The sequence below is a fragment of the Rhizobium sp. PK7-22 genome, assembly GCF_056530405.1.
Genome location: NZ_CP096514.1, coordinates 2962708 through 2984720 on the forward strand (window position 1 = coordinate 2962708; position 22013 = coordinate 2984720).

Genomic DNA, 22013 nt, shown 5'->3' on the forward strand with positions numbered 1-22013 from the left:
CTATTGGGCAACACAGGGCGCGGTTTCAGCGACGTTATTGGAAGACATCCGGTTGAGCGATGGCGACCAGGCACAGAAAAGCAACGGAGAACCATCATGTCTCAGCAGATAGAGGCGCGCACTCGCATCGGCGCCACTCAGTTCCAGCTTCAACGTGTCAACGGTGAAACCGCACGGATCGACTCCGTCGACGCTCGTCGGCTCGTTCGTGAACATCCAGCCGAATGGGCGATGCAGCCGTTTTCAGCTGAACAGCAGCGAGAGGTGGTAAAGACGATCCTATCGTCGAGCGTTCGCCGGAGGGCGACGGCCCACTCCACTGAACCCGGCGGCAGCATCATCCTCCTCTGCTGATGAAGAGGTGCTGAAGCTCGGGGCCCCACCCCCGGTCACTTCTGAGCAGGTGATAGACAGCCGGGGGTGGGGGCAAAAATCGGGCTCGAGACTTCTAGTTCCACCCTCACACACACCTCGAACAGCCTGAACTTTCGAGGCCAGATTTTTTCCAATCTGAGGAGAATTTACAATGCGCAAGATGCCTATTGGTCGCGGTCGTAATCTTCAGGGACGTGAACAGGTCAAGATCTTCCGCGCCACCGGTGGCGAAAGCGCTTGGATGGACGTCGTGACAGAGAAGGCAGTTGCTGCACGGCTGCCTGCGGAATGGTCGAAGGAGCCCTTCGCTGCTCAGACCTACGGCGCGCCGTCGGATCCGAATGGGGTTGAGTCGCTCCGGGGCGGCGTCTCCCCTATCGAACAGCCTTGGGGCTGGTGAGCGCATGGCCGTCCGTCACGACAATAGTTCCCTCGCCCTGCAGAAGGCGAAGGCTCGGCAGGCGGTCAAGCCTGGCCGCCAGAAGCCGGCGGGGCGCGGTTCCGGGTTAACGCCGAAGGTACGACAGGCGATCGACCTGATCGTGTTCGGAGCCGACGACGGCACTGTCTTTCTCAATGATCGAGATGTCGCCGCGGCGGTTGGCCTTCGGTGCGTTCGATCCCTTCGTGAGGCGATGCTGAAGCCGTCGGTTGAGGCCTACCATCGCCAGCAACTCACGGCCAAGCGGAACGGGCTGAAGGCTCTCGGGCTCCACACCATCGAAGGCGTGTTGATCGATCCGGAGCTGAAGAAGACGGCCGCCGGCAGCAGGGTCGCGATCGAGGCCGCCAAGGTGGTGCTGGTTGATCCGCCGGGAACGCAGGTCAACGTGCAGATCAACAACAACCTGAGCGTCACCCCTGGGTACGTTCTGGACCTCACCCCCGAGCCGCGGCCGGCGCACGAACTCGATGATGACGTCGTCACTATCGAAGCTGTAGCGATGGAGGAATATTGAGATGATCAGTGTCCCATCCATCACGCCGCCCGGCTATGAACGTCCGAACTCTCCAGCGCTCGCACCTCCTGATGTTATGATCGACCTCGGTGACGGTGCCGGCGCCCGCCTCGCCTCCAAAATCATTGCGGAGGCGGACGAAGAGATATGCGCGGCCGAGCGAATGATTGCTTACGTGGAACAGGAGCCTGCAAGATGAGCATTCAGCGGTGTCTGCAGCGACTGGTTGCTGCCAAGAGGATCACACAGAAAGCTGCTGACGACGCGCTTGCCATCAGGGACGGCGTGCAGGGGCGTTTGTACCCAGAGATGGGCCCAGCGTCGGCGGAGGCCGCTAGTGCGCTTGAGGCCGCTCGTGTGATGGCGCAGGCCGCACAGGAACGGAAGCTGATGGCGGCCAAGCAGGCGATACGGCAGGCTGAGGTCATGGCCCGCATGGAGAAGCACGCCAAGGGTAAGACGGCGGGCCTGATGTCTGTCCTCGTCCGCGACAATTGGGAAGGCGGCAGCCAGATGGGCGATGCCATCAACATCGAGAGCCACAGCGAGGCGGTGACAAAGCGGCTGCTGCGGCACCTCGATGGCGCGATGAAGCCGTATCAGTCGAAGATGGCCGGCCTCCGCCAGGACACCGAGACGATCTGGAATGTGGTCGACGAGCTCTTCGGCGTGGACACCGGCGACATCCAGGCGAAAGCGGCGGCAAAGGGTTTCTCCGATGCCTCGAAGTATGCCGTCGATCGGGTGAAGAAGGGTGGCAAGCCGCTGTCGGTTCTCGAAGACTGGCGCCTTCCTCAGATGTGGGACGGCAAGCGGGTCGGCAAGATCACTGAGCGCGAGTTCCTTGATGACCTGATGCGCGAGATCGATTCCGGAAACATGCGCGTCATTGACAAGGAAGGCTGGGGCGAAGCGCCACGTGGAGCGGTGCCGGGCATCATCCAGAACGCCTACAAAGAAATCACCCTCGGCAAGGGTCAGGGGCAAGGCGCTGGTGGGTTCTCTAATCAGCTCCGCGTCTTCCGCTTTGACCACCCTGAAACCTACAAGCGGCTGATGAAGAAATACGGCGTCGGCTCCGGCGGACTCTTCAACACCATGATGGGCCACGTTCAGGGCATGGCGAAAGAGATCGCATTCGTCGAGATCCTCGGGCCCCGTTATCAGCAGAACTTCGACCGTCTCATGCAGGCGGCGGATGACGACTACAGAAGTGGATCCAAGGGCAGCGATAAGTTCGTCTCCTGGCTGACGATGAATAACCCCGTATCGGTGCGCAGGGCTTTCGACAGCCTCGTCGGCAATCTGGGTGTGGCGCAAAGCGAGCTGATTGCCGGCATCGGTGGGGGCATGCGTAACATCCAGACGGCGGCCCGGCTCGGCTCGGCCACGATCGCGGCGCTACCCGGTGACAGTGTGACGGCGACGATCGCTTCCAACTACAATGGCATTCCAGCATCGGCGGTGCTCTCACGCCTGGTCAAGGATCTCACCGTCGATCGCGAGGGCGCCGAACAGATCGCGCGGCAACTCAACCTGACCGCAGCTACGGTGCTGGACACCGCGATCGGCACGAAGCGGTTCGACGATGAAGTGATCGGTCAAGGCATCACCGGCCGAACCGCTGACGCCCTGATGCGAATGTCCGGCATCAACGTGTGGACCGAAGGCCTGAAGCGCGCGTTCTCTATGGAATTCATGGGCCTGATCGCCCGTGAGTCCGAGAAAAGGCACGATGCCCTTGATCCCATGTTCAAAGGCTTCCTGACCCGCTACGGCTTCACCGCCGACGATTGGGATGTCCTGCGCTCCGCTCCCCAGCTTGAAGCGGACCGCGCCAGGTTCTTCGATGTGAACGGCGTCGAGGATCAGCGGCTTGCCGATCGGCTGATGTCGGCCGTCATCGACGAACGGCACTTCGCGGTGGTCGAGCCTGACGCGCGTATCCGCGGAAAGATGTCTCTTGGTCTCCAAAGAGGGACGGTGATCGGCGAGGCTGTCCGCTCGATGACGCAGTTCAAGTCGTTCCCAATGACCTTCATGATGACGCACCTGATGCGGTCGATGACACAAGGCGACATGTCGAACCGGGCTTTCCGGACCTCGCAGCTTGTGTTGCTGATGACCTTCAGCGGCGCGGCAATGTCCCAGATGCAATCGCTGATCGCCGGCAGAGACGCGCAGGACATGGCAGACCCGCAGTTCTGGGGGCAAGCGTTCATCCGTGGTGGTGGCGGCGGCATGCTGGCTGATTTCGTCTACTCGTCGACCACACGAGGCAAAGAAGGAATGCTGCAGTACGGGTTGGGGCCTGCTCCCGGCGCCGTTGTCGGAGGTCTTGGTGATGCATTCCAGTTTCTGGGCGGGACAAAAGAGCTGACTGGTAAGAATTTGGCCGACCACGTCAAAGCTTGGACGCCCGGATCCTCGCTCTGGTACACGAAAATGGCGACGGATCGGCTCATCTTCGACAGCATTCAGGCGATGGTCGATCCCAGCTACCGCGCCACCTTCGCCCGTTACGAGCGCCGGATGAAGAAGGAATTCGGGCAGTCGTTTTGGTGGGGGCCGGGTGACGCTCTGCCTTCGCGCGCTCCGGACATGGGCGGAGCTGTCGGACCATGAGTTAATTGGACCATGGCTGCACGGGCACAGGTGAACTTTTCAGTCCCGCCGTACGCATTGCGGCAACCTTCTCATGCGCCTCCTTTCTCGCCTGATCACGCTCCTCCCGCACGCCGGAGTCATCAATCAGTTTTTTCTGAAGTTTGACTATGTCGTAGTCCCGCCACACGACATAGCTCACTCTAAGCACCGCGACACAGAGGACGAACGCAAAGCTTCCCGTGATCAGCCGTTGCATACTTTCCGGAAGCTGGAGCGCATCATATCTTCCTAAAGCACTGAGAAAGATCACATAGCTAACGGCACAGGCATTAATCGCCAGCACGATCGTATAATCTCGCGTTAGGTTGAGAATAGCGGTCGTCAGAGACTCACGTTCATCGACGGTAAGGCTTTTCCAGTCCAATGTCGGCATGCCCCGATTCAACCGCACAAACACTGCAGCCGCCATGATCGAGAGGCAGACAGTGACAGGCTGAGTCACGTTGAACACCCGGCCGACGTCGATCGCCCAGGCGGCTAACCCAGAAACGACAAACGTCACTGCAGCGGACAGGATCGGCCTTAGCATCAGGCTTCAATCATACCATCTTGAACAAAACGGGAATAGACCACTTGAAGTTGGTCGGCGACGTTGTCGAAATTGAGGAGACTGGCTCCATCTTGCTCTAGCTGGAAAGGCATAGATGTGCGCAGGATCGCATCACCGTCCGAGATCCGTCCTCCCTTCCCTTCCACTTGAACGGAGCCATCGGTGAGGTCGGCCAACTCGTTTGTGAGATCTTGCATCTTTTTCTTCGACTCTTGGGTTCGACGCCCCCGAACCTTCACTGACGCATCTACAGCTAGATATTCTTCTGGACCCAGACTTTCGACTAGTGATTGAGCTTTGGCCTTTCCAAAGAGCGCCTCGATAACTGGCAGCGCTTGAGAAAACTGGACAAACCGATCGGCAACTTTCTTAGACGTAGCCACCTCTTTTGGCTCTTCCTCCAGCACCGGCCTAACCGCATACTGAGGAGTGGCTCCGCCTTTCACACGAAGACTTTTTATTTCTCCTATGTCACCGGACAACTTCGTCTTGTCGAATTCAGCTTGAAGTTGCAGTTCGACGTCAATTGGCAATCCTCCATCTTTCCCTCTAAGCATCCAATCCAGGTATTGGTGCAGATAACGTGGCGCCATCGACTGAGTTTTCACGAAGAAGAAATGATCGCCAACAGCGAGCCAGTAGGCCATCCCTCGCACGAACTTTGAGCCTTCGGGAGCCTGCTTCTCTTCTAGAGCGAATATCTCTGCTATTGTAAGGCTAGAAAGGGGTACAGTCGAAGGAACTTGCTGAAGCAACGGCTGGCTGCCGCTAATCTCAATCAGGCACATCTCACCAAAAACAGCGCTCGATAGATCCGCTACACGATTTAGAACTATCTGCTGTTTGCCGTCATCTGTAGCATGAACTCGATCTTGCACTCGATTCCAGAGAGTGATGCCAGCAATATTGTTCGCTCCAAGCACTTCTCGGCAGCAGCTCTCGAAGGATTTCGGTAGCGCCGAGCCGTCCGCCTGAATAATCCGGCGGTAATTGACCATATGATACGCGGTTGCCATGATGCCTCCCAATCCCTCACAGGAATGGGTATCGGAACCCCAGACGAATGCAAGCCTGCGCTGCGGGCCCATCCGCCGACTCTGCCGCGACGAACACCTTCAGCCTTCTTCGCCTCCTCCGGCTGACGCACATGTGGAGAGGCCTCGGGGCCTCGGGCTCCACACCATCGAAGGCGTGTTGATCGATCCGGAGCTGAAGAAGACGGCCGCCGGCAGCAGGGTTGCGATCGAGACCGCCAAGGTGGTGCTTGTTGATCCGCCGGGAACGCAGGTCAACGTGCAGATCAACAACAACCTGAGCGTCACCCCTGGGTACGTTCTGGACCTCCACCCCCGAGCCGAGCCCTCGGCCGACCTTGATGATGATGATATCATTACCATCGAGGCCGTCACGCCTTCATAAAAAGCTTTGGGCGGCCCGGGAAAGATATCGATCCGATCGTGAGGAAGCGCTACCGTCTTGCCTGTGCCGCGGTTGAGAGGGCATCGAGTTCGATTAGACCAGGCTCAACCGGCCGGTGGTGATCACGATGAGGCCGGAGATGAAGCGATGAAGCATCAGAAGCCATTGTCTGACCAAGAGTTCTTTAAGCGAATGGCAGTGGATGATCCGCTTCGCGTGGTAATTGAAGGCACTATCATTATCGAGAGCGTCATGCGGTCGATTAACGAAGAGATCTTTGCTGCGCCGAGCCACCTGGACGAATTGTCGCTGGAATACCATCAGCAGGTCGGCATGCTGTTTGCGTTCGGCATGCCGTCACGCTTGAAGCCACCTCTTCGCTTCTTGGGGAACATCAGGAACCGTTTTGCTCACAGACTCATGGATGACCTGACGCAAGAAGACGCCCGGAACTTCTACAACGCCTTCTCCGCCTCAGATCAGCAAACAATGGTCGCCCTCTACGAGGACATTTGGCGGGAGACAGCGGATAATAAAGATCGACCTGCGAAATACTCTCAACTGGCGCCAAGTATGCGCTTCGTCATGATGATCATTACCTTGCGAGCCGGTATGTTAGCCTTCCAGCAGCACATCAACGGGCTAAGCAAACAGAACCGCAGGATCGCACCCATGCCTGGCCCAGACGACGAGATCATCTCCCTGATCAAGCGGGGTTCGGAGTTCGTCGACGAGCTGCGGACGATGGGCTACGGCGAGACAAGTGACCGGCCGCTGCCTGGGTCATACGATCCGTTTGTGGCGGCGCTGGATGCTGGACGCGCGAGGCTACTGACTTCCGCGCTGGGGCAAGATGAGCCGGAGAAGCGCGCATGATCGAGAAGCTGCTCGATTTTATCCAGCACAACATCAAGCCATCTATAGGCTTTCTGTTCCTGATCGTTGGCCTCAGTTCCTTTTGGGCATGGAAGACAGAGCTTGTTCCAGAAGTAGAGGTGAATTCGACCATTGCCCTCGTCATCGTCGGGATGATCATCATTGGCGGAGCAATCGTGATCGTCTGGGGGTTCTCCGCTGCAGTTCGGAAAGTCGCTGAGGGTCGGGAGTATCGACGTTATGAGGAGCGCATGCACTCAGGTAAGCTGAGGAACCTTGAAGTTCTAAGCCAGTCAGAGAAGAGGATGCTCTATACGCTGTTAAGCTCTGGCAAACAGCGCTTTGAGGATCCCCAAGGGCGATACAACGATCTATTCTGGAAGGACATCACGCACCGTCCCAGCACGTACAACAAGGTCTATGAAGTCGAAGATGTCATCTGGAGCCGACGGCGTAAACTGCTCAAGCAGCTTGAGAAAGAGATTGGTCAAACGAAATGAACGAAAAGCGTCTGAGGATGGAGGTCGAACGCATCAACAACATGATCGGCCTGCTGCAAAAGACGTCGGGTGCCGACGAGCAGAAGAGGCTCGGAACCATCATGTTCTACTATAAAAGGCTGAAAGATCTTCAGATCCGCCTTCATCAGCTGCAGCCCAACAGCGACACCGACGAGCACATATGACCGAGCCCTACCAGACGAAGTACCATTGGCAGCAGACGCATATGGTTGAGAGTGAACCGCCTACCGACTTGGATTGGACCGGCTTTGACGCAGTGACACCGTTCGGCAGGATCCGAAGGGAAACCCAAGGCCCGATGGCAGGTAAATGGGAGTGGACTGGCTGGCGTCATCGGACGTTCAAAGGTAGCCCGCCGGCGCCGAACACGGGCTGGGTGGATACTGCCGAGTTGGCTACGCAGAAGTGCGAAGAGTTCTGGGACCGATGCCAACAGATGATGGAGGAAAGAAATGGCGCTTGATGCAGCAGAAACACTTGAGAGGTGGGGCGACTACGAAACAACCGTTTGGATCACGCGTCCCGGATCGGCGGTTCCTGAAAGGTTACATTTTTCAACGCTTCGTGACGCTGCTCTCCTCGCGAAGAACGAGTGGGCCAGCACAGACTCCATCAGGCTCGAAGTCCATCTAAACGGCATGAACCCGACCATCAAGGGTGACAATCTGATAGCCCTTACAAAGCTGCTCTAGTCTATAGCCTGGAGGCTAGCTTTTCGCCTTCCGTGGCAGCCGCGGCAGGCCCACCCGAATGATGCCGTGTCATCGGTGCCGCTGGAAGCTGATGGCGCACGCCGGCGTGAGGCCTCCGGCCAAAATCTACACGGGCATCTTCACTTAAATCAGGGCCCCGGTTGCGCACGCTTGAGCCCGGCGTTGATGACCTCCGTAAAGTCGGGCGGATCGATGCCATCAGGGCCGTGGCCAGGGGTCTGACGGAAGAGAGCCCATAGGATCAGCGGCCTGTCTCGCTCGTCTGCACGTCCCTTTTCGCTCAGGAGGAAGTAGGTATCGAGCATTGTTTGCCGCTGCCGCGCGTCATCCATCAGCAGCATCGAGCGCATGAAGTAGCGCATCACTACCCGAAGCATCCAGAGGAACACCAGCACCGGCACTGAAAACACGATCAGTCTGCCGAACTGATGGATAATCGCGACAGCAATAGATTGATCTGGTGATGCGACCGATCGGAGCGGCGGGACCGAGGCCGCGGGCGCCGTTGCCGAACCGTCCATCGGGACTTGTGCAACCGGCGGAGCAATCTGGTCAATGTTAGCTAGGGTTTGGACGATGGGGATTCCGTATTTGACAGCTGTGCCGATCGTCACCAGCAGAAACAGTACGAGGAGGCCGCAGGCAATTTGGAAGGCTACTCGTGCCTCCCTATGACGAGTTTCCCAGGACAACCGAGACCGGTCGAGGCGAAGCTCTTCGCGGATCGTCTTCTCGAAGTCGGCCAACTCTTCGCGGGCCTTTTGGATGTCCGTCTGCGCTGAGGTCTGGCTGGCGGAAATTACCCTGGAAGCTGCAGCGAGAGCGTCAAGCTGTCCGCGATGTGCGGAACGGTCTTGCTCAAACTCCGCTCGATAGTTCTCCAGCTGTCCCCGGGCAGAAGCAAGTTCTGCTTCTACACGATCATCTCGCGTCCGATGTTGGTAGCGATCTGCTTTCACCGCGACATATTCGGCGATGTTGCATTGGAGTTGAAACTTTTCAGGATGGCTTTGAAATGCTTTCAGGTCAGGGCGACTTAGAAAATCCAGAACCTCCGCGAGCAATGCCGCAGAAAGCGCGTAGGGGAAAAGTTGTGCAGTCTGAACGGACCGAGCATTTTCAGGAACCCTTTGGATGAAGTGGATGAAATCTTGAGTCGTGGCATCATCCAGGATCGGCATCGCGCCTCTTACCACGAAGCTGTCGTTCTCCATCCCCACGCTCGGCGCCTCGCTCCGTGTGAGGCTATTTACCCAGTCAAAAATGTGATTTGCGAGAGAAGCGCTGTCAACACCGCCAACACGGCCGCTATCATTATAGCCGACGCTCCTGAAGGCATCCGTCAAGCTTAGGTAGAGGCTGGGTTGCTGGGCAGCTAAAGCCCTGGCAGATCCTCCCGCATCTGCAGAGAAACGCACTTCACGTCGGCTCAGCAGCTCGGCCAAGCGCACATACAACTCTTCCACTGCAACCCCCTGCCTGCAACCCGGAGACAACTTATAGCTCTGCACGGTAGATTTGACCACGCCCGCCGTTGATATCGGTATCAACGCGAATTAGACCCTAACCCTTTGACATTACTGTTAGTGACGGGTGTGCTTTGCGGGCGCATTCACGGCGCTCTACTTTTTGCACCATCTCAAAAGCAGGTGGAGCGCAGGAAAATGTCAGAGGCACAACGCGAAAAACTGAGAGCACTTCAGGACCAGGCGCAAGCAATGTCGGTCGAGCTTGACGAGCTGAAGCGGCAGCGGGCGGAAACTCGCCTCAACGGCTCAGAGTTCAAAGCCGGCAATCGGATCGCCTCGCTGATCGTTGAACTCGATGAAGTCAATGAAGCGGCAGCCCTGGCGGCTACCTATGCCGACAAAGAGCAAGATCGTGAGGCAGCGCAATCTCAGATCGAGAGGATCGGGGCGCAGCAGGCCCGCATCGAGCAGTTGAGGTCGGTGTACCTCATCCAGGTTGAGGTCATTCAACGTGCCTCTGACGATCTCGCCGGCGCGATGTCCCTCATTCACGAGACGATGGCGCAGCTCACAGTTGCTATAACACAGTTCGATGGCGACGAGCTGGGAGAACGCGGCCTCAACTTCCCCGAGCTGCAGCAGGGCAACTACGAGCGCCGGATCCTCGCCCGCACGGCCCACGTCCTAAGCAACCAGCTGAGCGTCTTCGCGCCTTTCCGTGTTGCCGTCTACGACACCCGAGATTGGTGCGCGGAGTGGCAGGAAGACGAACGTCGAGGACTAGAAAACGTCTTTGCGAGGATGATGCGAGAGCTGAATGCCAAGGTCGAGAGACTTCAGGCGCTGGCGTCGGAGTAGCGGCATGGCCCTCAAGCGCGTTTCCAGAAAGCTGCAGACCGCGGACGTGTGCCGCCGGTACGGCATCAGCCGGTGGACCCTTCGCCGATGGCAAGAAGATCCAGAAACAGACTTCCCCAAGCCGATCTTCATCAACCGTCGGCACTACTTCGACGAGGCGGAGATCCTAAAGTGGGAGATGCGCCGGGCAGGTCTCAATCCCGATATGCCGGAGTTGATCAAGGGACTGGAGGTGATCTCCGATCTCATTGTCGACTATGACGGGTTCGTCGGCGCTATGCGAAAGCACCGGGAGCAGATGAAGTTCACTGTGCTGGAATTGGATGCCAAATCGGGAATGCAAGAGGGATACACTTCGAAGCTGGAGAACCCCGGGAAGAAGTATGGGCGCGGCGTCGGGCCTGACACCCTGCCGCTGTGGCTCGGTGGGCTGCGCGTCGGCATTGTCCTGGTGGCGCTGCCGCGGGCAACTCGCAACTTCAAAGAACGCGCCGGGCCTGCAATCGGTGAAGTCGTGGAGATTGACGCCGTCGCAGTGGCGTGAATCATCCTCCCGTCAAAGGAGGACATCATGACCAAATCCAGTACCCTCTTCGTAACGGACGCCCAGTGCGCTGACCGCCTGGGCCTCACAACTGAGCAGTTCAAAACTGCCCTCGCTGCAGCATCCAAGGCAGGGTTCCCAGCAGCTGACCCCCTGTTCGCCGATCGGCGCTACTGGCCCGCTGTAAAGGCCTGGCTCGATCGGCGTTTCGGAGTTTCCCTAGAAGGTGCCGCCGCTCCTGTGGGCCTAGACGGCCAAGAGTGCTGGGATTGACTGGAAAAAGCACAAGCTGATTTTTTCCGGTGTGGGCACAGGCACTTATCGCGAGTTTTGCCCGTGCTTTGCGATTAGCAAATGTGGACGGCAATCTGCTGCCATGTCCATTACCGCACCCGATGATCGCATCAGCACCTACGCCCCTGTTGTCGCGACTGCTCAGTTCGCGGCGACCTTTCCCATTTTCGATAATTCGGACCTTGAGGTCTACCACGACGGATTGAGGCGGACGGACTTCACCGTCACCGCTTCATACGCCGATGGTATATCCACCGACGCGAGGGTGAACTTCGCGCCTGGTCTGACTGGGACGGTTCAAGTGGTCGGTTCCCGAGCCCCTCGCCGAGGCAATCGTTTCACGAACGGCGGCCCGCTTGGGATCTCAGATCAGAACCTCGCTCTCGATGAGGTTAAGGCTGAGGTGCAGGAGCTCGCGCGCGATCGCAAGCGTGCGCTCAAGGTAAAGCCTGGCGCGGATGGTCCCACCCTGGCTACTGGTATCCGAGACGGCCGCACGTTGATGAAGGTCGGCGACGAGCTTCGAGAAGGCCCTGATATCGTGGCCGCAGAGGCGAACGCAGTTCAGCAGGTCAGCCTTGCTAGCACCCAACGAGCCATGGCTGCCGCCCATGCAGCGGAAGCGTCCAGCAGTGCAGGAACTGCATGGAACGCTGCCCGCAGCGCGACCGAGATCGTTACTGGGCTCGTATTAGCTGATGAAAATACGCCTCGGGATGACGATGCGAAGATTGTCACGCTGCACCGTACCTGGGCAGCGATGAAGGATCACAGCATTGAGAGCCTGCCCAAGCCACAAGACTACGCTCCGATCGACGGCAGCAACGATCGCGCAGTTGTACAGGCAGCGCTTGTAGATGCAGCTCAGAAAGGGCTCACCCTGTTCATGCCCGGCGACTATCTCTTTGATGTCTCCGTGCCTCTCATCTTGCCGTCAAATGGCAAAATTATCGGTTTCGGCTCAGGATCAGTGGTCCGCCCCGACACGACAACCATCACAACTGAGCTGCCTTACCCCTTTGCCGGCGGTGCGATGATCGTATCAGGGGATCCGGCGACTGGCTTGCGCTCCGGTCTGGCCTCTGCGCCGAGCGTCGATACGGTCATCGGCTATCGGGATAGGTCCACCTATGTGAACAGCTTTTTCGTCGATGGGGTCACGTTCGACGGTTCCGATATCGCCATGAACTTGGGCCCGAATGAGAAACTCGGCGGTATCCACCTGTACTTCGCCAAGGGCGGTTTCGTCAGGAATTGCCGGATGGTCGGGCTGCCGAACACAGGCATCCTTTCAATGGGCGGGCTTGACGTCGACTATTCCCACAACAGCCTTCAGCGCATGGGGTGGCACGGTGTGCCCGGTACCAGCCGGAACGGAATCTCCGTTACTGGCCAATTGGACCTCAGCAACCCCGATCTTTCATCGAGAGGCGCAGTGGTAACCGCCAACATCATCGATGACATACAGGACGCAGGGATCCAGCATGCCGCCTTCAAGGGGCTTATCATCTCGGGCAATACGATCACCGGCGCGACGCACTTCGGGATTGAAGGCGACACCCACTTTGCTACGGACGCAACAGAAGCGACATACGGCATAGAGATCCCAGGCGATGTCGTGATTTCGCAAAACTACGTGGATGGCCACAATCAACGCCTCAGCATCCCGCGTTGCTACACCGGCATCTCTGGCGGGAGCGGCAATCAGGCAAGAACCTTCGTGCTAGGCAACGTCATTCGGAACGTCGGAACCCCAGACAATCCAAATGCCTCCTATGCCATCAACATTACCTGCACCGACGATGGCGCCGCGATAATGAAGGGCAACTATGCTGAGGACATTGCGCTTCATCAGAACAGTGCTGTCTTCTATGCCAAGGCCAAGTATGGGGAGATCGAGGGCAATACCGGCCGAAATCTTTCCAGGTCTGCCGGCACCAACGCCAACTTCATCACGGTGCAGAATTTTGAAAAGTTGTTCGTCAAGAACAACAAATCCGATGGTGCTCTAACCCGCTACCTATTGGCAACGGGCGTCACTGCCAAGCTTCTCGAAATTCTGGGGAATGACTGCACCGACAGCATCAATGGGCTGATCGAACTGGCTTATAGCGGCCGCGTCGACGAGATCATCACCGACGCGAGCATCGGGCGCGGGCTCAACACCAGCGGATCTCGAGAGTTCATGAGGCTCACCGTCGCAACGATGACCGTCGGCAGGCTGCAGGTCCTCAATAACCGAACAGGATGGGGCGGGCCCGTTCCCGCGTTCCCGGTGAACGTCGGTGCTCTCGCCGTGGGAGCAATCGAGGAAGGCATCTTCAGGGGCAACGACTGGGGCGGTGCGACCGGCCCATCCCGCTCCGTGGACGCTCCTACCAGGTTCCTTTCCTTGATCGATATCGACAATGAGATCCCCGGCCAACGCCGGCGCCGCGGCACCGCACCGCCGACCACGGGAGCTTGGGCTCCGGGAGATGAGTTTATTCACTCTGCTCCGCCTGCCGGTGGGACTCCGCGTTGGACGTGCGTCACGGCCGGCGCTCCTGGGATATGGAAGGCTTGGCCTTCGCTAGCGGTATAGCGCCGCGGACCAAGGGAGACGTCTATGTGGCTGTATATCCCGAATTGGATGTTGTTCCTGATGATCCCGGCCATCCTGCTGAAGATCCTCAATGAGGCTTTTCGAGTTTCCACTTGGCTGTTCTGAGCCCGCCCAACTACAAAGGAGTCCACCGATGCCCGAACCAGTTCTCGATCCCACGATTGATGAGCTTGAGCAGCGTAGAGCTGTGATTGCGACGGCCGCTCAAGCCGCTGTCGATGAGGATATTGCACGTGTCCTCGCGGGTCAGGAGCCGGTGAACCTTAGTCAAGTGCTGCAGCTCACCCAGCACCTCAACGTGCTGTCGGCGGCGATGGAGCGGCGGTCGACCTAATCCGTGCTAGTCACTTCTGCTTCTCGTCGGCCTAGCTAAGGCGGGCAGAGTTTAGTTCACGCAACCATTCAACGGGGGTTGCGACAACCCGAGTGTGCATTTTCATGAACGGCATCACCGCCTTGGTGAAGGTTTGCGGGAAATGACTGATGCAGTGGAATGGCTCTTCGCATGAATTGTGGATCATCTGCCGCTCTTCGGGGGAAAGATCGGTACGCCGAAGTTCAGATTGTCGCATTTGAAAGCTGTTAAACGCGTGGCGGACTTCGCGAATAAGTCGCTCGATATCAGACCCAAAGAGAAACATGGCCTTTGATTCACAAGGCCACAGGCGTTTGACCTCATCCTTGCGTACCGCATCCATCACCTCGTCATAAATGGCCAGCCGGCGCTCGAAGAGGTCAAGCACAACCTTTTGATGTGCCGTACGCCACTGCAAATAAGCGACCATACCGACCCCGAGAGCTACGGCGGGCGTAAGCAACGCCTGCAAAATATGGATCCAGCTTGGCATCGTCGCCCTCAATTGCAGATGCGGACACCGCCCTTTACCATCGTCTCCCACTTCGGGCCGAGGGTCTCACGTGCCGAGACCGCATTAGTGGCACCTGGCTCACCCTCTCTGAACATGCGGACACCGATGGCCTGATCGTGGCTGCCGCCATAAATCGTCGCGCCTGGGGTATAGGTCGTGGTCGCATTCATGGTGCCAAAACCGCCATACGAGTTCACAGTGCCATAAGTGTTGTAGGTACCTGGCATCTGGGTCGCGTACGTGTTGTTTGCGGCAGATGCGGCCGTAATGACGTACCTGTCGTAGCCGGCTTTGATGGTCTCGACCGCGGCTGACTTCTCGGCAGCTTTCAGCGCGCCGGTGGAACCACACATGGACTCCGCACTGGTCTGTATGATCACCTCGTTTTGCGAAACCCGCATCGCGCTCGACTGCACGCAAGACGTCAGCGAGAGCGCAGCAGCTATAGCCACAATTACCATTTTCATCTGAAATCTTCCCACATCCCTTGATGGGGCAGATTGAACATGGGGCGTGCCTAAGTCAATTAAACGAAACTGCGACCTTAATAGTTGGTTAACCTACTTCCTCAGCCTAACGCCGGGCCCACCGTCGATCATTGCGCCATCGTCGAGGAAGATCACACCTTCAGCTTCGAGCGCTGCCTTCACTTTCGCAAAGGTCGCCTGGGAGACTAAGCCGGCGTGATCGGGTTTCCCTTCAATCCTACGGAGGGTAATCAGCGGAACGCCCGCTTTCTCGCACAGCTCGGCTTGGGTCATTCCGACCAGGTCACGGCCGGCTTTGATGAGCAGCTTCATAATTGCCTCTGATATCTTTTTATCACTGATGCACTTGCTATCAGTTCCTGTCTAGTGATAAATAGTTATCAGTTCGCTAACGCGGACCCCACCTTAACTGGAGATAGATCATGCCGAACAACACAGTTCCGGCCGCCGCCGAAGGTGTGCCCGCCGACATCCACATCCGCAACCGCGTAAGGGAGCTCGCCTATGAGATCTCCTCCCTGCTGGACCGCGTTCCACTCGCGGCGGCGTTGAACATCAATCCCGCCAGCTCTCCGCGCCCCCCGGTGATGCTCTGCCAGTTCATTGACCGCGGTGAGGCGAAGTTGGAGACGGTTGAGTTGCCGAATGATCCGTGGCGGGCTGCAGAGTTCCATGGGCGCAAGCTTGCGGAGGTGATGGCCAACTGGCCAGATTGCATGCGCTTCAGCGTGACTATCCGCCCGCATGACGCCGAGCAGCGGCTTTTCTGGGTCTGTGAAGATGATGCTGAGACGGAACGGAGGCAGCTTCAGGATGTCGTCGATCGGTACCAGGAGGCCGAGAGGGAATTTTCCGACGGCCTCGATGATGACCGGGAGAGGACGGACGAAGAGCTGTCAACTTACGAAGCCTGGGGGAAAGAGGTCAAGGCGAGATCGCGGGAAGCTCTCCACGATCTTCTCAGCTTCAGATGTCAACATTTCTCCACGCGTCAGGCACAAGCGGGAATGCTCCTGCAGATATATCGCAGCGATCGCTGGATGCTGGATATCGGCCAGATGGAAACATTGCTGGAATCGATCGCCGGGCATTAGCTGGGGCAACACAACCCAAGGCGATGCGCCTGATGTTGCCCCATATGTTGCCCCGACTGAACAACGGCTGGCGGGGTAAAAGCCAGAGAGACTGTAAAATATGGTGGGCCCGGAGGGACTCGAACCCCCAACCAAGCGGTTATGAGCCGCCGGCTCTAACCATTGAGCTACAGGCCCTGCCTTTGTCGAGGCATCGGGTGGCGCAATGGTTCGCCGGCCCTTGGCGCCCGCTCTAACGCAATTCGTCGGCCACCTCAAGCCACCGCCGCATTCGCTTCACAATCACCCCCCACCTATGGCGGATCGCCCACCGCAAGAGGAATCACCGATGCAACAGTCCATCCCTTTCACGCGCCCCTCCACGGGCATGGCCGCCAAGACGCCTGAAGCCTCGCCCGCCAGGATGCTGTCCCGCCTCTCCCTCGGCGGCCTGCTGATGCTCGCCTCCGTCGGTCCGGCCCTGGCGCAGGATGCGCAGGATGGCGCCCGGGCGCGCCAGCCGGTTGTCAGCGTTTCGGCCGATGGCGAAGCGTCGATTGCGCCGGACATGGCCATCCTCAGCTTCTCGGTGGTCCGCAACTCGCAGACCGCCGAAGTCGCCGTCGGCGAGAACAGCACGGCGATGGCCGCCGTCATGGCGGCTCTGAAGGCCGAGGGCATCGAGCCCAAGGATCTGCAGACCAGCAATTTCGCGATCTATCCGCAGTACCGGCAGGCGGAGCCGAAGGACGGGGTCGTCGAGCCGCCGCAGGTGGTCGGCTACGAAGTCACCAACACGCTGACGGTCAAGGTGCGAGACATCGCCAAGGTGGGCGCCATTCTCGACCGGTCGGTAAAGCTCGGGATCAACCAGGGCGGCCAGATCACCTTCACCAACGACAACCCGGAGCCAGCGCTGGCCGAGGCCCGCAAGCAGGCGGTCGAAAGGGCGCTCGCCAAGGCACGCACGCTGACGGAAGCGGCCGGCGTGAGGCTCGGTCCGGTCATCGAGATCAGCGAAGGCGGCAACCAGCAGATGCCGCCGCAGCCGATGTACCGCATGGCGATGGCCAAGGAAGCCTCAGACAGCGTTCCGGTCGCTGCCGGCGAAAACACCTACAGCGTTACCGTCAACGTCACCTTCGGGCTGGAGCAGTAACAGCAAAACGCCCCCGCCGGCCTTTTGAAGGGCTGGCGGAGGCGCTTCCTCCGTCGACGGGCGAATGAAGACGGAAGCTCTGGAAACTCCTAGCGGCGGATCACCGGGCAGCCGCGATCGTTGGCGAAGACGATCCGGTCGCGACCGTGGCGGTCACGCCCGACGACGGTGACGGTCCGCCGGTCGACATCGACGACGCGGGCGCGACGCAGGCCCATGTCACGCGCCTTTGCTTCCGCCAGTCCCGGCGAGCAGCGGCCGCCGCGATCATGGCGCGGGCGCTCCCAGCGGTCGCCCCGGTCGTGGCGCGGGCCGTCCCAGCGGTCGCCACCCCGATGGTGGTCGCCGCCGCGGCTGTCCCAGCCCTGCTGCACGAAGATGCGGAATTCCGGTCCGGAGGCGGCCGCCGTCGACGCCGTGGCGGACAGGCCGGTCATGGCGATCAGAGCGGCAATTCCGGTCTTGATGAGAATGTTTGTCATGGATGTCTCCCCAGAAGGGCCAGCAACTGGCGCCGTTGAACTCTCCCGTCGTCCGGGATTGAGGAGACCTTAGTGCGCTGCGGCTGAACGCATTCCGAAGTGCGCATTCACCAGCTGTTCATTTGGATCAGCGGGACAGATGCAGCACGACACTGCGGCTGTGCGGCCGGTCGCGATGCTCGAAGAGATAGATCCCCTGCCAGGTCCCGAGCACAGGCCTTGCCCGAGTGACGGGGATGGAGAGCGACACGGCCATCATCGCCGCCTTGATGTGGGCCGGCATGTCGTCCGGCCCCTCCATCGTATGCGTCACCCAGCGCATCGCAGGCGCGTCCGACGGCGGCACCAGCCGCGAAAAGAAGGTCTTCAGATCGCGCTGCACGTCCGGGTCGGCATTCTCCTGGATCAGCAGCGAGCAGGAGGTGTGACGGACAAAGACCGTCAGCAGCCCCTCTTCCACCCCCTGCCGCCCGACAAACTCCACGACCTTGTCGGTGAATTCGTAGAGCCCCTGCCCCCGGGTCTGGATCGTCAATTCGGTCTGCGGCATGAGCGGCCTCCGGTGGGTGAATGAAAGACGCGGCGTTCACCTCTCCTGCCTGCCTCTGACAGGAGACTGAGAGAAAGGCTAGGAACCGGGGAAACCGCGGGCCCGCCACTCGGTGCGCGGCACCGGCGCGCCGATGCCGAAGGCAAATCCCATCACCTTCGTGGCATCCGCGTCGATCTCGCAGCGGAAGCTGAGGTCATACCACAGGCCTTGAGAACGAAATGCAGTCTGCCGCAGCTCCAGGATATTGCCGTCCGCCAGGGGCGACCGGGGAATGAAGTCCGGATCGCGCGAGGGCGAGGCATTGCGCAGTTGTTCCGTCAGCTCCGTCTCGCACAGCTGTGTCGCCCGCAGGCCGCGCGGCAGATTGCCCATGGCGGTCTGCGCCACCGGGTCGTCCGTCACCGCTTCGGAAAACAGCCTCGTTGCTTCCGTCAGGGCGACCAGCGGTATCTCCGCGGCTTCTCCCTCCATCTCCGCCTCCGGCGCAGCCTCCACGGCCTCCGGTGGCGCGGCGACAGCCGCTGCATCCGCATTGGCATCGGGGACGGCGGCGAGAACATCCGGCGCTTCGGGTTCGACGACCTCTGCCGGTTCCTCGGTCGGTTGCGGCGCCGCCCGCTCCTCGGCCGAGGCATCGCCATCCGGGGAGACCTCGGGTCCGGTGGTCTCCTCCCCGAATTCGATCACCGGCCGCAGCACCGGTATCGGCGCAGGGGTTGGCGGCTCTTCCGGCGCTTGCGCCTCCGGTTCGGTCTGCGGCTCCGGCGGCTCTGTCGCCGGTGGAGGTTCGGGCGCAGGTTCGGCGGGCTCTTCTTCCGCCGCAGGCTCCGGGGGAGCCTGTTCGGGTTCAGGCGCCGGCTGTTCCGGTTCGGTCGCCGGCGGCTCGGGCTCTTCAGCCGCTGGTGGTTCAGGTTCGGGAGGCTCGGGCTCGGGTGGCGGCTCGACAATCTCGACCGACACGGCCTCTTCTTCCTCGGGAGACTGCGGCAGTTCGAGCGGCAGCCCGAAGATGAGGACAGCGGCGAGCACCACATGCACGAGGATGGAGGCTGGCACGCCCCATCTCATGTCGCTCCGCGGCTTTTCCGGTTCATCCTGCATGAGGCCCGATGTAGGTCCAAACGGCGGCAAGATCGAGAGCCACCGGGAAAACAGCCGCAAAAAAGAAGCCCGGCCGCGAAGGGCCGGGCTTGATGGGTTTAAAGCCTTGTCGGCCTAGCTATCCAGGAAGGACCGCAGCTTGCGGCTCCGACTCGGGTGCTTGAGCTTGCGCAGCGCCTTTGCCTCGATCTGGCGAATACGCTCGCGCGTCACCGAGAACTGCTGGCCGACTTCTTCCAGCGTATGGTCGGTGTTCATGCCGATGCCGAAGCGCATGCGCAGGACACGCTCTTCACGCGGCGTCAGCGAGGCAAGCACGCGAGTCGTCGTCTCGCGCAGGTTCGCCTGGATGGCCGCGTCGATCGGCAGCAGCGCGTTCTTGTCCTCGATGAAATCGCCGAGATGCGAATCTTCTTCGTCACCCACGGGGGTTTCGAGCGAGATCGGCTCCTTGGCAATCTTCAGGACCTTGCGGACCTTCTCGAGCGGCATGGCGAGCTTTTCGGCCAGTTCTTCCGGCGTCGGTTCGCGGCCGATCTCGTGCAGCATCTGGCGCGAGGTCCGGACGATCTTGTTGATCGTCTCGATCATGTGCACCGGAATGCGGATCGTGCGGGCCTGGTCGGCGATTGAACGGGTGATCGCCTGCCGGATCCACCAGGTGGCATAGGTCGAGAACTTGTAACCACGGCGGTATTCGAACTTGTCCACCGCCTTCATCAGGCCGATGTTGCCTTCCTGGATGAGATCGAGGAACTGCAGGCCGCGGTTCGTGTACTTCTTGGCGATCGAGATCACCAGACGCAGGTTCGCCTCGACCATTTCCTTCTTGGCGATACGCGCCTCGCGCTCGCCCTTCTGCACCATCGAGACGATGCGGCGGAATTCGGCGATCGAGATGCCGGTTTCCGTCGCGAGATTCTGGATCTCCTGGCGGATGTCGCGGATCGTCTGGTTCTCTTCCCGGGCAAAATCCTTCCAGCCGCGGGCAGACAGATTGGCGATCGACTTCATCCAGTTGGGATCAAGCTCGGCGCCCTGGTACTGCTCCAGGAACGAGTCGCGCTTGACGCCGTAGGATTCGGCGAGCCGCAGCAGGCGGCCTTCGTTCTGCATCAGCCGCTTGGAGATGTCGTAGAGCTGCTCGACGAGCGAATCGACGCGGTTCTGGTTGAGCGACAGCGACTTCACCGCCGTGATCAGCTGATCCTTGAGCTCCTTGTAGCGGCGCTCCTGGCCAGACGACAGCGTGCCGGTGCAGGAGAGGCGCGCCTCGACCTGCTGGTCCTGCAGCTTGCGCAGCTTCTTGTAGGTCTCGGCAATCGTGTCGAGCGTCTCCATGACCTGCGGGCGCAGTTCCGCTTCCATGGCGGCAAGGGACAGGCTCGACTCGTCGTCGTCCTCCTCTTCCTCTTCGCCCGGCAGGCCTTCGCCGCCGACGGAGGTCACATCGTCATCGTTGGCGGCGGTGCGGGTCTTGCGGACCCTTTCCTTCTCTTCCGCCGCCTTGCGGTCGGCCTCGATCTTCTCCGGGCTCTGGAACTGCGGCGCAGCCTTGGCCTCGGGACCGGAATAGGTGGTTTCGAGATCGATGATCTCGCGCAGAAGCGTCGTGCCCTCGTTCAGCTCGTCGCGCCAGATGATCAGCGCCTGGAAGGTCAGCGGGCTTTCGCAAAGCCCTGCGATCATCGTCTCGCGGCCGGCCTCGATGCGCTTGGCGATGGCAATTTCGCCTTCGCGCGACAGCAGTTCGACCGAGCCCATCTCGCGCAGATACATCCGCACCGGGTCGTCGGTACGGTCGGTCGGCTCTTTCTTCTTGGCGGCAGCCAGCGCCGTGCCCGCGCTTGGGGCAATCTCGCCGCCTTCGCTTTCACCGTCGCTATCGTCGGGAGTGTCGTCCTCGGACGGGGCCTCGTCAGCCTCGTCATCTTCAACGACATTGATGCCCATGTCGGAGAGCATCGACATCGTGTCCTCGATCTGTTCGGAGGTGACTTCCTCCGAGGGCAGAACCGAGTTCAATTCGTCCATGGTGACATAGCCGCGCTTCTTGGCGGCCTTGATCATCTTCTTGACCGCGTCATCGGAAAGGTCGAGAAGCGGACCATCCGGAGTGCCTTCGCGCTCGGTCTCTGCTTCTTCGTTTTCTTTGACTTTCGTTGCCATATATTTTCGCTTTCCCTGAACGCCACCTCGCGGCGGTGGCCGTCGGCTAAGGCTCAGAGCCCAGCCGCGAATCACTGTTCAACACGTACGGAATGTTGCTTAATTCCGGATTACCACGACGATAGCAGCCGATTGCCGAACCCACTGGTTCACAGCTCGCCGATCGTGGCCCGTTGTGCTTGACCCATTCCACCTTTTCCGCCTGATGTGGTGATTCCCACAAATTAACGCCCCGTCAAGCTTTTCCAAGGCGAACCGCTTGGAAAAGT

The 22013-nt window shown here is 59.6% G+C and carries 25 protein-coding genes and 1 tRNA gene; 15 read left to right on the plus strand and 11 right to left on the minus strand.

Features of this window, described 5'->3' with window-relative positions:
• Positions 1 to 96 precede the first annotated feature (96 nt).
• From M1E10_RS19210 to M1E10_RS19225, 4 genes are all read left to right on the plus strand, one after another.
• On the plus strand, positions 97 to 354 hold the full coding sequence (locus tag M1E10_RS19210; RefSeq protein ID WP_499174389.1) for a hypothetical protein: 258 nt from the start codon (positions 97 to 99) through the stop codon (positions 352 to 354).
• A gap of 172 nt (positions 355 to 526) precedes the next feature.
• The gene (locus M1E10_RS19215; RefSeq protein ID WP_499174390.1) at positions 527 to 775 is read left to right on the plus strand and encodes a hypothetical protein; all 249 of its coding nucleotides are present in this window, start codon (positions 527 to 529) and stop codon (positions 773 to 775) included.
• Between the two features lie 4 nt (positions 776 to 779).
• Complete coding sequence (locus M1E10_RS19220) at positions 780 to 1334, plus strand: hypothetical protein (protein WP_499174391.1); 555 nt, start codon at positions 780 to 782, stop codon at positions 1332 to 1334.
• Between the two features lie 195 nt (positions 1335 to 1529).
• The gene (locus M1E10_RS19225) at positions 1530 to 3959 is read left to right on the plus strand and encodes a hypothetical protein (RefSeq protein ID WP_499174392.1); all 2430 of its coding nucleotides are present in this window, start codon (positions 1530 to 1532) and stop codon (positions 3957 to 3959) included.
• Position 3960: 1 nt separating this feature from the next.
• Here M1E10_RS19225 and M1E10_RS19230 read toward each other — a convergent pair whose 3' ends face one another.
• Together M1E10_RS19230 and M1E10_RS19235 are read right to left on the minus strand one after the other, a co-directional pair.
• Positions 3961 to 4530, minus strand: a complete 570-nt coding sequence (locus M1E10_RS19230) for a hypothetical protein (RefSeq protein WP_499174393.1) — start codon at positions 4528 to 4530, stop codon at positions 3961 to 3963.
• On the minus strand, positions 4530 to 5567 hold the full coding sequence (locus tag M1E10_RS19235; protein ID WP_499174394.1) for a hypothetical protein: 1038 nt from the start codon (positions 5565 to 5567) through the stop codon (positions 4530 to 4532). The genes M1E10_RS19230 and M1E10_RS19235 overlap by 1 nt, the downstream gene beginning before the upstream one ends.
• Before the next feature lie 178 nt (positions 5568 to 5745).
• Between M1E10_RS19235 and M1E10_RS19240 the strand changes: the two genes are divergently transcribed.
• The 5 genes from M1E10_RS19240 to M1E10_RS19260 all read left to right on the plus strand — a co-directional run bounded on the left by M1E10_RS19240 (position 5746) and on the right by M1E10_RS19260 (position 8059).
• Complete coding sequence (locus tag M1E10_RS19240; RefSeq protein ID WP_499174395.1) at positions 5746 to 5970, plus strand: hypothetical protein; 225 nt, start codon at positions 5746 to 5748, stop codon at positions 5968 to 5970.
• Between the two features lie 147 nt (positions 5971 to 6117).
• Positions 6118 to 6846: a hypothetical protein gene (locus M1E10_RS19245; protein ID WP_499174396.1), complete on the plus strand. Its 729-nt coding sequence runs from the start codon at positions 6118 to 6120 to the stop codon at positions 6844 to 6846.
• A complete protein-coding gene (locus tag M1E10_RS19250; protein ID WP_499174397.1) occupies positions 6843 to 7346 on the plus strand; it encodes a hypothetical protein in 504 nt (167 codons plus the stop codon). Before M1E10_RS19245 ends, M1E10_RS19250 begins: the two co-directional genes overlap by 4 nt.
• Entirely contained in the window at positions 7343 to 7531 is a 189-nt protein-coding gene (locus M1E10_RS19255) for a hypothetical protein (RefSeq protein ID WP_499174398.1), read from the plus strand. The genes M1E10_RS19250 and M1E10_RS19255 overlap by 4 nt, the downstream gene beginning before the upstream one ends.
• A gap of 288 nt (positions 7532 to 7819) precedes the next feature.
• On the plus strand, positions 7820 to 8059 hold the full coding sequence (locus tag M1E10_RS19260) for a hypothetical protein (protein WP_499174399.1): 240 nt from the start codon (positions 7820 to 7822) through the stop codon (positions 8057 to 8059).
• Between the two features lie 149 nt (positions 8060 to 8208).
• Here M1E10_RS19260 and M1E10_RS19265 read toward each other — a convergent pair whose 3' ends face one another.
• Positions 8209 to 9546, minus strand: a complete 1338-nt coding sequence (locus tag M1E10_RS19265; protein ID WP_499174400.1) for a DUF6161 domain-containing protein — start codon at positions 9544 to 9546, stop codon at positions 8209 to 8211.
• A 252-nt stretch (positions 9547 to 9798) separates the two neighbouring features.
• Between M1E10_RS19265 and M1E10_RS19270 the strand changes: the two genes are divergently transcribed.
• The 4 genes from M1E10_RS19270 (at position 9799) to M1E10_RS19285 (ending at position 14184) form a co-directional block, all read left to right on the plus strand.
• Positions 9799 to 10407, plus strand: a complete 609-nt coding sequence (locus M1E10_RS19270; RefSeq protein ID WP_499174401.1) for a hypothetical protein — start codon at positions 9799 to 9801, stop codon at positions 10405 to 10407.
• Between the two features lie 4 nt (positions 10408 to 10411).
• Positions 10412 to 10951, plus strand: coding sequence for a helix-turn-helix transcriptional regulator (locus tag M1E10_RS19275; RefSeq protein WP_499174402.1), 540 nt, complete (start codon positions 10412 to 10414; stop codon positions 10949 to 10951).
• Between the two features lie 376 nt (positions 10952 to 11327).
• A complete protein-coding gene (locus M1E10_RS19280; RefSeq protein ID WP_499174403.1) occupies positions 11328 to 13829 on the plus strand; it encodes a right-handed parallel beta-helix repeat-containing protein in 2502 nt (833 codons plus the stop codon).
• 154 nt (positions 13830 to 13983) lie between these two features.
• A complete protein-coding gene (locus M1E10_RS19285) occupies positions 13984 to 14184 on the plus strand; it encodes a hypothetical protein (RefSeq protein ID WP_499174404.1) in 201 nt (66 codons plus the stop codon).
• Between the two features lie 31 nt (positions 14185 to 14215).
• Here the strand turns inward: M1E10_RS19285 and M1E10_RS19290 are convergent, their stop codons facing one another.
• From M1E10_RS19290 to M1E10_RS19300, 3 genes are all read right to left on the minus strand, one after another.
• Positions 14216 to 14698: a hypothetical protein gene (locus tag M1E10_RS19290; RefSeq protein ID WP_499174405.1), complete on the minus strand. Its 483-nt coding sequence runs from the start codon at positions 14696 to 14698 to the stop codon at positions 14216 to 14218.
• A gap of 8 nt (positions 14699 to 14706) precedes the next feature.
• A complete protein-coding gene (locus M1E10_RS19295; RefSeq protein WP_499174406.1) occupies positions 14707 to 15186 on the minus strand; it encodes a hypothetical protein in 480 nt (159 codons plus the stop codon).
• A gap of 93 nt (positions 15187 to 15279) precedes the next feature.
• On the minus strand, positions 15280 to 15519 hold the full coding sequence (locus M1E10_RS19300; protein WP_499174407.1) for an XRE family transcriptional regulator: 240 nt from the start codon (positions 15517 to 15519) through the stop codon (positions 15280 to 15282).
• A gap of 110 nt (positions 15520 to 15629) precedes the next feature.
• Here M1E10_RS19300 and M1E10_RS19305 point away from each other — a divergent pair, with 110 nt between their 5' ends.
• Complete coding sequence (locus M1E10_RS19305) at positions 15630 to 16301, plus strand: hypothetical protein (RefSeq protein WP_499174408.1); 672 nt, start codon at positions 15630 to 15632, stop codon at positions 16299 to 16301.
• A gap of 101 nt (positions 16302 to 16402) precedes the next feature.
• Here M1E10_RS19305 and M1E10_RS19310 read toward each other — a convergent pair.
• Positions 16403 to 16478: transfer RNA gene (locus M1E10_RS19310), tRNA-Ile, on the minus strand.
• Between the two features lie 226 nt (positions 16479 to 16704).
• Here M1E10_RS19310 and M1E10_RS19315 point away from each other — a divergent pair.
• The gene (locus M1E10_RS19315; RefSeq protein ID WP_499177232.1) at positions 16705 to 17439 is read left to right on the plus strand and encodes an SIMPL domain-containing protein; all 735 of its coding nucleotides are present in this window, start codon (positions 16705 to 16707) and stop codon (positions 17437 to 17439) included.
• An 89-nt stretch (positions 17440 to 17528) separates the two neighbouring features.
• On the opposite strand, the gene M1E10_RS19320 is transcribed toward M1E10_RS19315, so the two are convergent.
• From M1E10_RS19320 to rpoD, 4 genes are all read right to left on the minus strand, one after another.
• A complete protein-coding gene (locus tag M1E10_RS19320; RefSeq protein WP_499174409.1) occupies positions 17529 to 17921 on the minus strand; it encodes a hypothetical protein in 393 nt (130 codons plus the stop codon).
• A gap of 127 nt (positions 17922 to 18048) precedes the next feature.
• Positions 18049 to 18471: a YjbQ family protein gene (locus M1E10_RS19325; protein ID WP_499174410.1), complete on the minus strand. Its 423-nt coding sequence runs from the start codon at positions 18469 to 18471 to the stop codon at positions 18049 to 18051.
• Between the two features lie 78 nt (positions 18472 to 18549).
• Positions 18550 to 19530: a DUF930 domain-containing protein gene (locus tag M1E10_RS19330; RefSeq protein WP_499174411.1), complete on the minus strand. Its 981-nt coding sequence runs from the start codon at positions 19528 to 19530 to the stop codon at positions 18550 to 18552.
• A 159-nt stretch (positions 19531 to 19689) separates the two neighbouring features.
• Entirely contained in the window at positions 19690 to 21744 is a 2055-nt protein-coding gene (rpoD, locus tag M1E10_RS19335) for an RNA polymerase sigma factor RpoD (protein ID WP_499174412.1), read from the minus strand.
• Positions 21745 to 22013 lie beyond the last annotated feature (269 nt).